Genomic DNA, 15,520 nt, shown 5'->3' with positions numbered 1-15,520 from the left:
AATTGAAATTTCTAGAATACAGAAAGATTATAAAGTAAATTAACCTTTGGGCAAGCTAATATCTAAAAATCCTTTTCAAAGGATTCTGATTTGGGTATATTTTCTTTATTATGTGTGTTGAGGTATGCTTATGACTCCTTTAGAAGAGGCTTTACATTTTGCTGTTATTAGAGGAGATATAGTGATGGGGAAAGCTGCAATTAGATATATTTTGGAACATAACTCACTCTGGCTAAGAAGGTCAAATAAACCAGATCTTCTTAATAATCAAGAAGAGTTATTAGGCTACTGGGACGAATATAAAGCTCAAGTTAAAGAACTGCATGATACAGTGGGAAATAGAATTGACTTGACTGGTGACGGCTCTACCCGTCCTATAATGAGAACAATGAATGGCTTTTTAGATCGCGAAAGTAGAAAAAATCTAGTAAAAGCATCATTCATATCTACTTCTAGTTCTAATACATCAGAAAATTTTTGTCCGAGAAAGCTTGTAAGTTAAAAATGTGATATAAAAGAGATAAGAGGGAAAGATAACCCTACTCACTATAGGAATAGGGCTATCACGGGCGTGTGCGACCGAATGAAAGTTGGTATTACAACCGTAGCCATCAAGGTAAACTAGCCCCATCTCTCGATACGTTTGAATAGTTGCATGGGACATATGTATGCACCCGTTTACAATCTTAAATTAATTAAACTATCGAGGTTATTTATTATGATTACATCTTATCAAAATTTCATTGGCATTGATATCGGAAAATTTAAAAATGTTGCTGCAGCTTATAACCAAAGGAGCGCTATCAAGTTTGACAATGATGCTACTGGTTGGCAACAGTTGTTTCAAAAATTTTCAGATATCCTACCTAATTCTCTAGTAACTTTAGAAAACACTGGAAAATATGAGCTTGGCTTAGCACATTTTCTTGTTGATAAGAATGTTGCTGTACATCGAGCTAATACTCGTAAAGTAAAAAGTTTTATCATATCACATGGAACTTTAGCAAAGACAGATCAATCAGATGCAAGAGCCCTTGCTCAATATGGTTTTGAACGCTATAGTGCTCTATCTCTATTTGTGCCTATGTCAAAAGAACAAACCGCCTTAGTTGCACTCTGTCAACGTCGTGATGACATTACACAAATGAGAACTCAAGAGAAATGTAGGCTTGCAGCACCTGAAAACGACTATATAAAGGAAAGTTGCCAAAAAACAATAGACTTTTTTACCAGTCAGATAAATGAGTTCAACGATGCCATACAAAGAATTATTGATAAAAATCCAGAGTTACAAAAGCGTCAAAAGATCTTGAGAACAGTGCCAGGAATAGGTCTCAAGTTATCACAAGTTTTTGTGTGTCTAATGCCAGAACTTGGCCACCTAAACAAAAAAGAAGTTGCAAGTCTTGCTGGAGTTGCTCCACATCCAAAAGAAAGCGGTAAAACTATTGGTTACCGAAGGATAACAGGTGGTAGAAGCAATGTTCGTGCAAAGCTTTTCACAGCTGCTATGGCTGCTGCAAGATCTAAATCTGCACTTGGTGCTTTTTATTCTGATCTTATTGGTAGAGGTAAAAAGAAGATGGTAGCTATAACAGCTCTAATGCGAAAAATCATAGTAATTGCCAATGCAAGACTTAAAGAAGCAATTAATATGAAATAAAAAAATCTGTATAGAAAATAGGTTAACGAATATGTGCGTCTACACACATTTAAAGCACATATTCGTTAACCATAAAATCTAAGCAGTGCTTGCTGTTTGATATAAATTTCTTTCTGTATAAACTAGGGTTTTTGTTGCCAAAATACATTTTTCAATTGAATAAAAATACAAAATTATCAACAAATGAGACTAAATTCAAAAAATTTTAAAAAACATAGTTGATGGCTGTTATAAGTGTAGCTGCAATAACCTTTGCTTTAGCGCTATACTTTCTTGCTCCATTAATAATGGGTTCCTCTATTGGGGTTGGCACTCAATTGGCATTAGGAGCTGTAGGTGCAGTTGTAGGTGGTGGAATTGGAATCTTGACCAATGTGGCAATAGATCAATGCTACGTTAATTTAGCTGCTCAGAAAGCTGACTAAAATTAAAGCGCCATAGATTGCTAAAACTCCATAATTGTGGAGTAATATAATGTTACTTTCCTCAAGCCTTTAGCTCTTCAAATACTTCATTTGCTCTATTTAAAACAGAATCAGGAAAACCAGCAAGTTTTGCTACATGTATTCCATATGACTCATCTGCAATGCCTTCAATTACTTCATGTAGAAAGATAACCTCTCCGTTCCACTCTCTTATTTTTACACAAAAACATTTCACGTTCTTCAAGTATTTGCTTACTTTAGTTAATTCATGATAATGAGTTGCAAAAATGGCGCGGCACTTATTTATGTTGTGAATGTGTTCAATTACTGCCTGAGCAATAGACAGGCCATCATACACTCCTGTGCCCCTGCCAATTTCATCAAGTATCACCAAGGAACGATCTGTTGCCTGATTTACTATTGTTGCTGTTTCGATCATCTCTACCATGAAGGTAGAATAACCAGCTGTTATATTATCTGTTGCACCAACCCTGCTGAATATCTTGTCAATCACTCCAATATGCGCACTTTCTGCTGGCACAAATGACCCCATGTGAGCTAAAATTGCAATGAGAGCGTTTTGCCTCAAGAAAGTGCTTTTTCCAGCCATATTAGGCCCAGTAATTAGATGTATACCAGCTAAATTGATGCTATTTGCAATGAATTTATCGTTAACTTCAACCACTGGATGTCTTCCACTACAGATATTGAACTCTTTACTGTCATCGATAATGGGTTTTACGTAATTATTTTGCACTGCAAGCTCCGCAAACGTGGCTCTAATATCAAGTTTTGCCAAAGCATTTGCAGCAAGAGCAATTTTTTCAGATTCTTTAGCGACTTCACTACACAATTCACTAAAAATTTTCACTTCTAAGCCGATTGCAGCATCACGTGCCGTAAGAATTTTATTTTCTAGTTCTTTCAATTCATTAGTAGTGTAGCGCATGCTATTTGCTAAGCTTTGCCTATGAATAAATATGTCCGAAGTTATTTTGTGATTTGCTGACACTTCAACGTAATAACCAAGTATATTGTTGTGTAATATTTTGAGTGCGGCAATGCCAGTTAGGTCGCGATAAGACTCACGGAGCTTGGTTACCAACTTGTTACTGTTGTTCAATATATAAGATAACTCAGATAATTCTGAGTTGTATTTTGGATTGATAAATCCTCCTTCTTTTACGGAACTGAGATTGTTATCAAGTATAGCGCTGTTTAGAAGCTCGAATAGATCTTTATGATTACCAAGACTTTTATGTATTGTGCTTAGTTCACTCTCGTCACTACTTATCACCTGAGTAGTAAACACCGGTTCCCTTTCTCTGGTCAAGCGCTGGAATGACATCTGAAAGTTAATTGCTGGTTTTTCACTTAAACAATAATTATGCAAGGTAGACAGAAACTTAGATAACTCTAAAGTTTTTCCTAGGCCTATTTTTAATAGGTTCATATCCTTTGGTGAACCACGTCCTAGTGTTAAGCGCGATAAAGACCTCTCAATATCCGGAATGTTAGATAATATCTCTCGTATTTTTCTGCGTAGCTCATGATTATTTACAAAAAATTGAGTGGTGCTGAGCCTCAAATTGATTGCCTTGGAGCAAGCAAGTGGTGAAGCGAGCATTTGTTTGAGCAGGCGTCCACCAGAGGCTGTAACTGTGTGATCAATAACTGAAATTAGTGAACCTTTCTTTTCACCAAATTGAGTTGTAAACAACTCAAGATTTCTCCTTGCTGAAGCATCAATAAGCATGAAATTTTGTTGCTTATAGGTTTTTGGGAATTCAAGCCTTGGAATGGAGCCCCTTTGTGTTACTCTGACATATTCAAGCAGTGCACCGCACGCCATGATTTCTACTTTGCTGAAATTTCCTATACTCCCAAGTTCCCTGATTTTATAAAACTCGCATAACGTTCTGTGAGATTTACTATACTCAAAAAAACTCTGGGCGTGTTGTGTAATTGATATTTTATAATTTTTTAAAATCGATCTAATTTTTTCGTCCTCAATGAATTTTTCAGAAATTAATAATTCTCTTGGTGAAATACGCAATAAATCACTATCTAAAGCTTTCAAACTCGTTAAAGTGTGAAAAAATTTTCCCGTTGATAATTCAAGCCAAGCAATAGCATATTCGCTATTTTGTTCAACTATGGATGCGAGATAATTATTGCTTTTATCCTCCAGTAGCGAATCTTCAATAATTGTGCCTGGAGTTACAATTCGCACTATATCGCGTTTTACTATAGATTTATAGCCCCTCCTTTTTGCTTCATCGGCAGTTTCTAATTGGTCACAGATTGCTACTTTGAATCCTAAATTGATTAGCTTGTTCAGGTAAGATTCGCTACTGTGTGCTGGCACTCCACACATTGGTATTTCTTGCCCATTTGAATTGCCCCTCTTGGTTAGCACTATATTCAGCAATTTCGCAGCTTTAATAGCATCATCGAAAAACAATTCATAAAAATCGCCCAGTCTATAAAACAATAGATGATCCTTGTATTGAGCTTTCAAATTTAAATATTGCTCCATTACAGGGGTATTTTTTTCTCTTATTAAGTTCATAACATTTTTAAATATGTTAGCAGCAAACCACTTACTCTGGTGTTGGCTATTTTATTATGGATCAATAATTTTTTTTAGCTATAGTACAAAAACAAATAGTTTGAGGTAGAATTATGGAATATGAACGGTTGTTAAAAATATTAAGGACAATAAGTGACTTAAATGAGAACAAAATAATCGAAAGGGTAAAAGAGGAATTGGAAAAAGAAGATCCAGACACGTATAAAAAGTGGCAAGATAATAGATTTAACATAAATTATACATTCGATGATCAAAGTACATTGTTACATATAGCTGCTAGAAATGATCTTGTAAAGATAGCAGAGCTTTTAATAAAAAAAGGGGCTAATGTTGATGCAGTAAATAAAGTTAAGAGAACTCCTTTACATGATGCTGTTCTCCTTGGTTATACAGAGGTGATAAAAGTTCTCATAGAAAACGGGGTTAATGTTAATGTAGCAGATCAAAATGGGTGTACTCCTTTGCATTATTCTGCTCACAATGAAAATAAAGAGATAGTAGAACTACTATTAAACACGGGGGCTAATGTTAATGTAGCAGATCAAAATGGGTGTACTCCTTTGCATTATTCTGCTCACAATGAAAATAAAGAGATAGTAGAACTACTATTAAACACGGGGGCTAATGTTGATGTAGTAGATCAAAATGGGTGTACTCCTTTGCATTGTTCTGCTCACAATAGAAATAAAGAGATAGTAGAACTCCTATTAAACACAGGGGCTAATGTTGATGCAGTAGATCAGGCTGAGAGTACTGTATTACATCATGTTGTTTCTGCTGAAAATTGCCAAGTGGAAATAGTAAAAGCTATAATACAAAAGGAAGCTGATGTTGACATAGCGGATAAATACGGGCGTACTCCGTTATGCTGGGCTATTAGAAATGGCTATTCAGAAGTAGCAAGAATTCTACTTGAAAACAAAGCAGATCCTTTATTGGGACATAAGAGTTTTAACACATTAAAGCTCTTGATTGAATTAATAAAAAATGATTTTAATACCAACTCTCATTATTAATGAACCAAATAAGAAGCATTGCAGAGTTGTTTAACCGTGGAAGGGGAAAGAGAGGTAATAAAATTACACAAAGCGCTCTCAAGCAGAACAATTGTATCGTAGATTTTATTGCGCAAAATGTTCTGTTTTATATATAACCAAAACCTCTCAACAGGATTGAGGTCAGGTGAGTATGGTGGTAGGTATATAATTTCGATATTTTTAGGTATCTTTAAACTTTTTGACTTATGCCAACTAGCGCAATCCATCACGAGAAAAGCCTTTCGTATTCCTAAATATTGCGACATCTGTTCAAGGAATATATTTATACAAGCAGTGTTGACGTTTGGTGCAAATAAGCTAAAATTCTCTCCATTTCTGGGATTAACTGCACTATAGAGATAAAAATTTTCCCTACCTAATTTTACCTTAACCTGTGTCCTACTGCCTTTTTTAAACCACCCATGTCCAACTTTTGAATGTGTACCAAACCGTGATTCATCGAAGAAAAATAGCTCTTTTTCAGAATGCATGACAATAGTTTCATTGAGGTTTTTTTTTAAACTCCTCTTGCTTATTTTTATCCTGTCCACTATGAACTGGTCTTGGTGTGATATATGAGAATTTCATTCTTTGCATATTACGATGTATTGTGGATTTGCTGATATTCAAACCAAATCTTTCTTGGATTCTTATTCTCATTTCTCTAATAGTAATATTGGGGTTTTCCTCTATCCACACCTCAATTTGTTCAAGTTGACTTTGGTTCAATATAGTTTTTCTACGGCATTGAGGTGGAGAAAATAATTTTTCTTCTCTTCCAAATTTTATGTGCTTTATCCATGTAGTAATTGCCTTTCTCGAAATGCAACATATTTTTGCTACAGCTGTTATACTGTACTTTTTTGCTGCAATTACAGCATTTAGTTTTTTTGCAACATACGCATTATTTCTTACTTTCTTCAGCATCTCTTTTGCTGATTCCACCACTTTTTCATCCAATAATTTTGATCTTAATGCCATCTAAACCTCGCTATTTTACTTACTCCAGTATGGCTTTTTTTCCATTATTGTCTATTCGTTGCTTGTATAGCGGGAATTGGTATAAGTACCCTAAGAAAGCAGAAGAAACACAGCAACAAGAGGATGATGAATATGAATTGATTAAATACTCATTGCTACTTCGCAATGACTGCTCCTTAACTGATGTTGTTGAAAGAAGCGCATTTAGTAAGGTGATATCTACTTGGCTTGCTGATATGTCCAACTTAACAGAAAGCCAGAAAGAGTTGAATAAAAAATTTTTAAGCATTTTTAAAGATTTTCCACATGTTATACCAATTCCCGCTATACAAGCAACGAATAGACAATAATGGAAAAAAAGCCATACTGGAGTAAGTAAAATAGCGAGGTTTAGATGGCATTAAGATCAAAATTATTGGATGAAAAAGTGGTGGAATCAGCAAAAGAGATGCTGAAGAAAGTAAGAAATAATGCGTATGTTGCAAAAAAACTAAATGCTGTAATTGCAGCAAAAAAGCACAGTATAACAGCTGTAGCAAAAATATGTTGCATTTCGAGAAAGGCAATTACTACATGGATAAAGCACATAAAATTTGGAAGAGAAGAAAAATTATTTTCTCCACCTCAACGCCGTAGAAAAACTATATTGAACCAAAGTCAACTTGAACAAATTGAGGTGTGGATAGAGGAAAATCCCAATATTACTATTAGAGAAATGAGAATAAGAATCCAAGAAAGATTTGGTTTGAATATCAGCAAATCCACAATACATCGTAATATGCAAAGAATGAAATTCTCATATATCACACCAAGACCAGTTCATAGTGGACAGGATAAAAATAAGCAAGAGGAGTTTAAAAAAAAACCTCAATGAAACTATTGTCATGCATTCTGAAAAAGAGCTATTTTTCTTCGATGAATCACGGTTTGGTACACATTCAAAAGTTGGACATGGGTGGTTTAAAAAAGGCAGTAGGACACAGGTTAAGGTAAAATTAGGTAGGGAAAATTTTTATCTCTATAGTGCAGTTAATCCCAGAAATGGAGAGAATTTTAGCTTATTTGCACCAAACGTCAACACTGCTTGTATAAATATATTCCTTGAACAGATGTCGCAATATTTAGGAATACGAAAGGCTTTTCTCGTGATGGATTGCGCTAGTTGGCATAAGTCAAAAAGTTTAAAGATACCTAAAAATATCGAAATTATATACCTACCACCATACTCACCTGACCTCAATCCTGTTGAGAGGTTTTGGTTATATATAAAACAGAACATTTTGCGCAATAAAATCTACGATACAATTGTTCTGCTTGAGAGCGCTTTGTGTAAATTTATTACCTCTCTTTCCCCTTCCACGGTTAAACAACTCTGCAATGCTTCTTATTTGGTTCATTAATAATGAGAGTTGGTATTACCTATAAGGATTATAAGAGCGATGTTGAAAAAATTAAAAAATTTTTACTAGATCATAGAAGTAATCAAGATCTAAAAACCATTCTCAACCTTAAAAGAGGAGAATCTAAACTGACAATACTGCATATTCTATCAAGTGTGGAATGTAGCAATTCAAAAGAATTCATAGATTTATTGTTGAATTCAGGTGCTGATCCTAATGAAAAGGACGACACAGGAAGAACGCCTTTGCATTATGCTACTCGTTTTGGTCATTGTGATACAATTATCAAATTGCTTCTAAGGAAAGGAGCTAATCGTGATATAAAGGATAAAAAAGGTAAAACCCCAATAGAATTTGGAGCTAATAATCCCAACCTTAATATTAAAGAGTCCTTTTTAACTGATGATGTTATTTATGAAACTTTTCGTAAAAAAACACAAGTTGATTATAATGAAAAAAACTATTTGTGCAAAAGTGTAAATCTATGGGGGGAGGATTTTCTACTAGACGAGCAAGATCCAGATAAATATTTTTGTAAATTAGACGAAGCTCAAGACATAAATCAGCTAGAACAGGTTGTAAATGAAGCTATAAAATCTAGGGTAAGGTTCAATCTTACTTGTGAGGGAAAGATATATGAAAATACTTATGAGAGTAAGTATAATTTTGCAGATTATGTAATAAGAAGAATTAGTGAATTAAAGATTTTTCAAGTTGAAAGGAACATAGAAGTTGCTAGTCGCATAGTATGTAATTTGGTAAAAAGAGGTGCAGTATTTGAAACTCTAAGTAGTATAATTGTAATTGATAAACTAGAGAAGTTTAAAGACCTAAAAGCTAATCTGAAAGAAGCACGTAAAAGCTATATACATTATTCTCTAAGGTTTTTGGAAGCTGCAAAAAACGCAACTACTGGTAAGGTAAAAGAGGCAAAAATAGACAACTTCACTTTCTACTTGAAATACTCAAAGAATAGTATAGTCGAGGTTGCAAAAATCATAAATGGAACAGATGAAAGCACAGAATTTCGAAGAGACGTGATAGCAATCGGTGAAAGCGAGATAGAAATTTTAACGGAAGGTGGGGTAAGAAATTATACTGACCTTATAGGTAATATAGTACTGACCTTTCATACTGATTTGGGAAAAGTAGATGCTAGATTGTATTCTGATGTGCAAGATGAAGGAAAAATTATAGTAGAAGTGAGTAACAAGGAGGAAATATTGGAAAAGTTTAAAAATTATAAAGAAGAGTTAGGTGAGAACTGCTTGTTTGGTGGTTCTTCTGTCTACGATGCTATTAAGCAGGGATATTTTAAAAAGCTTGAAGAATTGAAATCTTCTGAGACAACTAGCTCACATGAGGAAGTTTTAGAAAAAGATTCCATATATCATGTAAGTTCTTCATTAGAAAATATATCTTTATTTCCTATTGTACAACAGAACATAGAGAAAATTCGCTAGCAAGGTTAGTGTTGCTTAGCTTAAGTTTAAATTGCTAAAAAATGCAAACTTTATGATACTGAAGGAACTACTTTTTTGCTAGAAGAAAAAGCAGCAAGGAGCGAACCAAAAGCGATAAGAAAGGATCCTAGCCAGATTATAGACATTCCAGGTTTATAGTGCACTTTAGCTGCGATTTTGCTTTTACTCTTATCAATCTCTCCAATTACAACATAAATATCAGAAAATAAATTGTGGTAGATACTGCTTTCAACATTTTTCTGACCTTCCGCAAGGTAAAATCTATATTCAGGAGTCACTTCACCTAATATCTTATTATTCAGCAAATTTCTGATATCCATTATACCCCTCACTGCATGGAAATTTTTTTCTTTTATTAGCTCAGTATTTTGTAAAGTAACTTTAAATTTATTGACTGTTATGCTGTCTCCTATTCCCAAGTAGTTTTCTTTTTTCTCCTGCCAACCAACTGAATAAGCTATACCAAGTACTAGAATTGCCACTCCAGCATGAGCAGGCATCATTGCATAGTAGGACTTAGAAACTCTTCTTGCTAATAAAATTGATTCACCAAATGCTACCTTAAATAAACAAATTCTTTTACTATATGCTTCTAAAACAAAGATTAATAATGCTATGGAGATGGTAATTGATAGCACAATCATTAGCTCCATGTGAAAGATAAACGGCAAAATAGCTGCAGCACTACAAAATGAAAATCTATATTCACGGAATATTGGCAATAGACTATTTCCCTGCCAACTGCAGTATTGCCCTATCATGGTGAGCACTAGAATAGCTAGTGCAATAGAGTTAAATAAAGAATTGTAATATGGTGCTCCAACTGAAATTAATTCACCGGTTAAATACTCAAGCACTGTAGGGTGTAAAGTGCCAACGAACACGATGAAAAAGGCAGTGATGAATAATAGATTGTTCATCAGCATCATCGTAAGGCGTGAAAAGAATCTTCTACCCGCTGTCACTTGAGTAGCAGATTTCTTTTCAGATTCCAATATCGAATACTGGAAAGATGTGTGATTCTTTCTCGTAAACACTACAAATATTACTAAGCTACTGACTGTAATTACACCAAGTAGAGCTAATATATACAGTCCATATCTTGGGTCATCTGCAAACGTGTGCACTGAGGTAAGTATTCCTGAGCGGACTAGAAATGTTCCAGTCACACTCAATATAAAAGTTGTGAGCGTAAGTAAAATAGCAAAATTCCTTAAAGTATTGAAATTTCGTACAACGAGCAACAAATGTGTCAGCGTCACTGCAATTAGCCACGGCATCAAAGAAACGTTTTCCACTGGATCCCAAAACCAAAATCCACCCCAACCGAGTTCACGATATGCCCACCAGCTACCCAAGCTGATGCCCAAAGTGAGCAGCGACCAAGAAATAAGTACCCAAGACCTGACAGTTTTAGCCCAAACATTTCCTTCAGTATTTAAAATTAATCCAGCTATAGAGAGCGAAAAAGGAACGCTAAATCCAAGGTACCCCAAATATAATACCGGTGGATGAATAGCAAGGCCTATATCTTGCAATATCGGATTAAAACCAAGACCATCTGTTTCGATGCCTGGCATTTTAGTGAAGGGGTTTGATTCAAGTAAAGTGAACAGTAAAAAACAAAAGCAAATCAGCCCATGAGTGATAAGAGATATTTTTTTTAATTTACTACCATTAGTTCGTTCTGGTGTCATTCCAGTGCTTGACACTGGAATCCAGTTTTTATTACACTGCCATTTGATGTACTCATTTGCAATTAAATTGTCTGGATCCAAGTAGTCAAGCACTGGAATGACAGAAGATATATAAATATCCATTAGTAATAAATACATGACAAGCACTAAGGTCCAAAGCAACATAGACCCTTCTTTATTTCCCCAAACACCACAAATCTTATAGATCAAAGGTTTTGTTGTGTGTGAGTGGTAATATACGTTTTCAAGTGAGAAATCATTTTTAATGTGGCAGTAGATCAAAATAGCCATTGATGCTGACACACAAAAAAATATGGCAGAGGAGACGAATCGGTAAGAGCTAAACGGTAGAAACAAATACGTTAAAGATAACAAACAGGCTACCAATAACAATATATTCCCAAATTCAGGCATAAGATTCATATAATGATATTACTAATAATAAGTTAGGAGTTAAAGTTTTAATATAGGAACAAAACTAATCTTCAATTATATTAATAGTAAGTAAAAATTAAGCATTAAGCTTTTATACTTTTATTATATGACATTAATATTGTGAGGTAATATTATGGGCACAAGTAAGATTAGTGAATTTCTATTCAATATAAAAGGTAAAGTGGCAAAACAACATGCTGAACCAATAATTGAAAAAAATCTCTATACTATTTTAGGATTCAAAGATATAGAAGATTTTGAAAATAAGGCAAGTAAGTTTGTTAATAAAAAAATTTGGCAGCTATTTATTGATTGCTTTACAAAGGAAATAGATTATGTAGCAACTAAGCAAGTTGTAAAAAACGTTGTTTGTAACATTGCCAAAAGTGCCCAAGGCAATGCTTTTACTGAAGCTGAAAGCTTAATCTTAAACGAAAAACAAGATAATAAAAAGAGAGAAAGAGCGATTAAAAAAGCTACTAGTATTTTAAAAAAAATCAATCCAGAAAAAGCCTTTAATGAACTTTCAGTAATAAAAAAACAAGCTGAAGATTTTTTACAAACCGATTTTTATAAGAGCCTGTTCATAATCTTTTGAGGAGCAAGGCAGTAAAAGCTAGAACGACCATTTGTAGTCTAGTATTGAGTTTACGCTCGCAATTTTTCCATAACCGTCTACACTTTTCCAGCCAAGCAAAAGAACGCTCTACAACCCACCTTTTTGGCAATACAACAAAGGTATGTAATTCACTTCGTTTTATTACTTCAACGGTTGCACCAATAGTCGTTTTTATTTGAGTTGCAAAATTTTCTCCTGTATAACCTGCATCAACTAGTATATTTTGAACTTCGGAAAGATTTTTTCTTGCGTTACAAATCATCTCTACAGCAGCAGTACGATCTCCGATATTAGCTGTAGTAATATAAATTGCATGTGGCAAACCTTGCGTATCTACTGCAATATGACGCTTTATTCCTGAAATTTTCTTGCCGGCATCATAACCTTTTTCTTCAGCAATATCGGTGTTTTTTACACTTTGAGCATCAATGATGCAGAAGCTTGTTTTTGTATTCCGACCACTGTTGAAACGAACCTCTCCAACTAATTTTTTTTAAGACAATTTCTAGAACACTTTCTCTATCTTCATTCGGTTTTTTACTCCATCTCTTGAAGTAATCGTAACAATTGCGCCATTTTGGAAACTCTTTTGGTAGCATTCGCCACTGACAGCCACTTTTTAGCACATAAAGTACACCGCAAAATAACTCATATAAATCCAGTTTTCTTGGTTTTGTTTTTTTTCTACAGGATTCTAGATCTGGTAATATAATCTCAAATCTTTCCCGACTTATATCACTTGGGTATACACTCCTCATATATCCTAACTTATATACATTATCTCTTAGTTTATTCCTTTCTTGAGATCATGTACAGGTTCTAACTAAGGGATATTTTTCACTCCATTTTTCTTCCAGCTCAAGCAAATAATTCTCAGCGATTTCTTTACTTGAAGCACGATATATTTTTTTCAAATCATTCATGAAAACTTTTACATCTTTGCTAGATACATATTTCAGTGAATTCCTTATCTGATGCACTATACATAGCTGTACTTCTGCTTTAGGAAATACACTATTTATAGCTGTAGGAAAGCTTTTTAGTCCATCAATGCAGGCAATTAAAATATCTTCTACTCCTCTTTCTTTGAGGTCATTTAGAACTCCCAACCAGAAGTTAGCTCCCTCACTTTCAGCCAAATAAAAACCTAATACTTCTTTTCTGCCATTTTGATTTATACCCAATATATTATACATGCATTTACTTACGCAATGTCCGTCCTCCTTGACCTTAAAAAACATGCCATCCATGAACACTATTGGATACACTGATTGCAGTGGACGGCTGCGCCATTCATTGATTATTGGTAGCAATTTATCAGTAATACTGGATATCTCTGCTGCTGATATTTTATGGTCATATATTTCCTCAACGTGTGAAGCTATGTCTCTGTATCCCATGCCACTGGCGTATGTACTTAAGACCTTTGCTTCAAGTTCTGGATGTAGGCTCGTTTGCCTTTTTTTGACTATTTGCGGTTCAAAGTTTCCCTCCCTATCTCTTGGTGTTAGCAGCTCAAATGAACCTGCACTCGTGCGTAAAGTTTTTGCATTTCTCCCATTTCTTCGGTTATTTTCTTCACTTTTAGCTGACATGTGGCTTTCTATTTCACCTTCCAGACTTGCCTCTAGCAACCTTTTTATAAACGGTGTTAATGCTCCATCTCTTCCTGTCAATGGTCTTCCTTCTCGTATAGATGACAGGATATTTGTTTCTAATTCTTTATAATCTACCAACCCATTAGTTCTATTTGCTTGACTCATATCAAACCTCCATTTTTTATATCAATTTATTACTTTTTTTTCGGTTTGACACACTTTTTTGAACGTTCCCTTCTTATTTGGTTCATTAATAATGAGAGTTGGTATTAGTAAAAACCCAGTACTTCTTTTCTGCCATTTTGGTCTATTCCTAATATGTTATACATGCACTTACTTACACAGCGACCGTCTTCTTTTACCTTAAAAAACATCCCATCCATAAATACTATTGGATACACTGATTGCAGTGGACGACTACGCCATTCATTGATTATAGGTAGTAATTTATCTGTAATTCCAGATATCTCTGCTGCAGATATTTTATGGTCATAAATTTCTTCCACATATGATGCTATATCTCTGTATCCCATACCACTTGCAAACATGTTCAAGACCTTTGTTTCAAGTTCTGGATGTAGGCTTGTTTGCCTTTTTTTCACTATCTGTGGTTCAAAACTTCCCTCTCTGTCTCTTGGTGTCAATAGTTCAAATGAACCTGCACTTGTCTTCAAAGTTTTTCCATTTCTTCCGTTTCTACGATTGTTTTCTTTGCTTTCAGTAGATAAATGATTCTATTTCACCCTCCAAGCTTGCTTCAAGTAGCCTTTTTACAAATGGCGTTAGTGCACCATCTTTTCCCATTAATGGTCTACCTTCTCGTATAGACGACAAGATATTTGTTTCTAATTCTTTATAATCTACCAAACCAGTAGTTCTATTTACTTGACTCATGTCAAACCTCCATTTTTATCTCAATTATATTTTACTTCTCGGTTTGACACACTTTTTTGAACATCCCCATATTATCTTCAAAAATCTCGCTGTTGCAGTAGCCTTCAATTACCCAGGAAGCTTTAATTTTTCCTTCATTTAGTGCTCCAATTATGCTTACCCTCTTTCTTTTAAACCCTGGGCAAATAACCTCTTGCCTTTTTGAGACCACCCATATTCATAAAATCTGTTGTCTTCTACTCCAGACTCATCTATGAATATCAAGTTTTCTTTTTCTATTCCTTCTATTTTTTTTATGAACTCCTTGCGTTTCTCTTCATTCCTTTCCTGATAAAGAAAAGTTTTTTTTATATGTATAGTTTACTTTTTTAAGATAATTGTAGACTGTATCTTTGCACATGTTGCCAAATTTTTCAATTATTTTTTCAATCGTAATATCTCGGTTTTCATCCAGAAATTTGACAAAGCTATCTAAATCTTTAATTTTATGACTATGTCCCTTTTGATAGCCTGAAGACGGTTTCTCTTTCTTCTCTTCTTTTCCTCCACCAGTATATAGTTTTTCTATCAATTTTGAACATCTTCCTTACTTCTTCCATAGTCATTTTTTTCTCATCTACCACTTTTAAAACTCGTTCCCTCAGGTCCTCACTATATGGCTTTGGCATCATTCTACCTTCATTAAAGCAGTATT

At 34.4% G+C, this 15,520-nt stretch carries 14 protein-coding genes and 2 pseudogenes; 8 read left to right on the top strand and 8 right to left on the bottom strand.

Features of this window, described 5'->3' with window-relative positions; all coding sequences use genetic code 11:
• Positions 1-124: 124 nt before the first annotated feature.
• From ABWU62_RS03065 to ABWU62_RS03055, 3 genes are all read left to right on the top strand, one after another.
• The gene (locus ABWU62_RS03065; protein WP_353287491.1) at positions 125-502 is read left to right on the top strand and encodes a hypothetical protein; all 378 of its coding nucleotides are present in this window, start codon (positions 125-127) and stop codon (positions 500-502) included.
• Between the two features lie 216 nt (positions 503-718).
• Positions 719-1,663, top strand: a complete 945-nt coding sequence (locus ABWU62_RS03060) for an IS110 family transposase (protein ID WP_265022222.1) — start codon at positions 719-721, stop codon at positions 1,661-1,663.
• A 221-nt stretch (positions 1,664-1,884) separates the two neighbouring features.
• Positions 1,885-2,088, top strand: coding sequence for a hypothetical protein (locus tag ABWU62_RS03055; protein ID WP_353287490.1), 204 nt, complete (start codon positions 1,885-1,887; stop codon positions 2,086-2,088).
• Positions 2,089-2,149: 61 nt separating this feature from the next.
• Here the strand turns inward: ABWU62_RS03055 and mutS are convergent, their stop codons facing one another.
• Complete coding sequence (mutS, locus tag ABWU62_RS03050) at positions 2,150-4,660, bottom strand: DNA mismatch repair protein MutS (RefSeq protein ID WP_353287489.1); 2,511 nt, start codon at positions 4,658-4,660, stop codon at positions 2,150-2,152.
• 113 nt (positions 4,661-4,773) lie between these two features.
• Between mutS and ABWU62_RS03045 the strand changes: the two genes are divergently transcribed.
• Positions 4,774-5,697 (top strand): ankyrin repeat domain-containing protein, encoded by a 924-nt coding sequence (locus ABWU62_RS03045; protein WP_353287488.1) that lies wholly within the window; start codon positions 4,774-4,776, stop codon positions 5,695-5,697.
• Here ABWU62_RS03045 and ABWU62_RS03040 read toward each other — a convergent pair.
• Positions 5,694-6,699, bottom strand: a protein-coding gene (locus tag ABWU62_RS03040; protein WP_353287487.1) for an IS630 family transposase whose coding sequence is annotated in 2 segments (ribosomal slippage) — positions 5,694-6,236 and positions 6,238-6,699 — 1,005 coding nt in all. Because the reading frame shifts where the segments join, the coding sequence is not laid out codon by codon here. The two genes, ABWU62_RS03045 and ABWU62_RS03040, sit on opposite strands and share 4 nt — an antisense overlap.
• Here ABWU62_RS03040 and ABWU62_RS03035 point away from each other — a divergent pair.
• From ABWU62_RS03035 to ABWU62_RS03025, 3 genes are all read left to right on the top strand, one after another.
• A complete protein-coding gene (locus ABWU62_RS03035) occupies positions 6,693-7,049 on the top strand; it encodes a hypothetical protein (RefSeq protein ID WP_353287486.1) in 357 nt (118 codons plus the stop codon). The genes ABWU62_RS03040 and ABWU62_RS03035 overlap by 7 nt on opposite strands.
• A 44-nt stretch (positions 7,050-7,093) precedes the next feature.
• Positions 7,094-8,099 (top strand): IS630 family transposase gene (locus tag ABWU62_RS03030; RefSeq protein WP_353287090.1). Its coding sequence is split into 2 segments (ribosomal slippage): positions 7,094-7,555 and positions 7,557-8,099, totalling 1,005 coding nucleotides; the frame shifts between segments, so codons are not numbered across the junction.
• A gap of 2 nt (positions 8,100-8,101) precedes the next feature.
• Positions 8,102-9,562: an ankyrin repeat domain-containing protein gene (locus ABWU62_RS03025; protein WP_353287485.1), complete on the top strand. Its 1,461-nt coding sequence runs from the start codon at positions 8,102-8,104 to the stop codon at positions 9,560-9,562.
• 50 nt (positions 9,563-9,612) lie between these two features.
• Here ABWU62_RS03025 and ABWU62_RS03020 read toward each other — a convergent pair whose 3' ends face one another.
• Positions 9,613-11,703 carry a heme lyase CcmF/NrfE family subunit gene (locus tag ABWU62_RS03020; RefSeq protein ID WP_353287484.1) on the bottom strand — a complete coding sequence of 697 codons (2,091 nt, stop codon included), beginning with the start codon at positions 11,701-11,703 and terminating at the stop codon, positions 9,613-9,615.
• Positions 11,704-11,848: 145 nt separating this feature from the next.
• Here ABWU62_RS03020 and ABWU62_RS03015 point away from each other — a divergent pair, with 145 nt between their 5' ends.
• The gene (locus ABWU62_RS03015; protein WP_353287483.1) at positions 11,849-12,313 is read left to right on the top strand and encodes a hypothetical protein; all 465 of its coding nucleotides are present in this window, start codon (positions 11,849-11,851) and stop codon (positions 12,311-12,313) included.
• Here ABWU62_RS03015 and ABWU62_RS03010 read toward each other — a convergent pair.
• The 5 genes and pseudogenes from ABWU62_RS03010 to ABWU62_RS02990 form a co-directional block, all read right to left on the bottom strand.
• Positions 12,300-13,092 (bottom strand): IS5 family transposase gene (locus tag ABWU62_RS03010; RefSeq protein ID WP_353287093.1). Its coding sequence is split into 2 segments (ribosomal slippage): positions 12,300-12,827 and positions 12,829-13,092, totalling 792 coding nucleotides; the frame shifts between segments, so codons are not numbered across the junction. The two genes, ABWU62_RS03015 and ABWU62_RS03010, sit on opposite strands and share 14 nt — an antisense overlap.
• Before the next feature lie 63 nt (positions 13,093-13,155).
• Positions 13,156-14,097, bottom strand: a pseudogene (locus ABWU62_RS03005) (IS256 family transposase); the annotation flags it as partial.
• A 107-nt stretch (positions 14,098-14,204) separates the two neighbouring features.
• Positions 14,205-14,826: pseudogene (locus tag ABWU62_RS03000) on the bottom strand (transposase); the annotation flags it as partial.
• A 316-nt stretch (positions 14,827-15,142) separates the two neighbouring features.
• Positions 15,143-15,397, bottom strand: a complete 255-nt coding sequence (locus ABWU62_RS02995; protein WP_353288204.1) for a hypothetical protein — start codon at positions 15,395-15,397, stop codon at positions 15,143-15,145.
• Positions 15,318-15,494 (bottom strand): IS630 transposase-related protein, encoded by a 177-nt coding sequence (locus ABWU62_RS02990; protein ID WP_353288150.1) that lies wholly within the window; start codon positions 15,492-15,494, stop codon positions 15,318-15,320. Before ABWU62_RS02990 ends, ABWU62_RS02995 begins: the two co-directional genes overlap by 80 nt.
• Positions 15,495-15,520 lie beyond the last annotated feature (26 nt).

This window comes from Wolbachia endosymbiont (group B) of Gerris lacustris, from assembly GCF_964028355.1.
In the GTDB taxonomy this organism is placed as follows: Bacteria; Pseudomonadota; Alphaproteobacteria; order Rickettsiales; family Anaplasmataceae; genus Wolbachia.
This window is presented reverse-complemented; position numbering and strand designations above follow the sequence as displayed.

What these genes read in the sequence shown, in the direction of transcription:
- ABWU62_RS03065 (WP_353287491.1), top strand. Translation starts at nt 125, where the DNA reads ATGCTTATGACTCCTTTAGAAGAGGCTTTACATTTTGCTGTTATTAGA.
- ABWU62_RS03060 (WP_265022222.1), top strand. Translation starts at nt 719, where the DNA reads ATGATTACATCTTATCAAAATTTCATTGGCATTGATATCGGAAAATTT.
- ABWU62_RS03055 (WP_353287490.1), top strand. Translation starts at nt 1,885, where the DNA reads ATGGCTGTTATAAGTGTAGCTGCAATAACCTTTGCTTTAGCGCTATAC.
- mutS (WP_353287489.1), bottom strand. Translation starts at nt 4,660, where the DNA reads ATGAACTTAATAAGAGAAAAAAATACCCCTGTAATGGAGCAATATTTA.
- ABWU62_RS03045 (WP_353287488.1), top strand. Translation starts at nt 4,774, where the DNA reads ATGGAATATGAACGGTTGTTAAAAATATTAAGGACAATAAGTGACTTA.
- ABWU62_RS03035 (WP_353287486.1), top strand. Translation starts at nt 6,693, where the DNA reads ATGCCATCTAAACCTCGCTATTTTACTTACTCCAGTATGGCTTTTTTT.
- ABWU62_RS03025 (WP_353287485.1), top strand. Translation starts at nt 8,102, where the DNA reads ATGAGAGTTGGTATTACCTATAAGGATTATAAGAGCGATGTTGAAAAA.
- ABWU62_RS03020 (WP_353287484.1), bottom strand. Translation starts at nt 11,703, where the DNA reads ATGAATCTTATGCCTGAATTTGGGAATATATTGTTATTGGTAGCCTGT.
- ABWU62_RS03015 (WP_353287483.1), top strand. Translation starts at nt 11,849, where the DNA reads ATGGGCACAAGTAAGATTAGTGAATTTCTATTCAATATAAAAGGTAAA.
- ABWU62_RS02990 (WP_353288150.1), bottom strand. Translation starts at nt 15,494, where the DNA reads ATGCCAAAGCCATATAGTGAGGACCTGAGGGAACGAGTTTTAAAAGTG.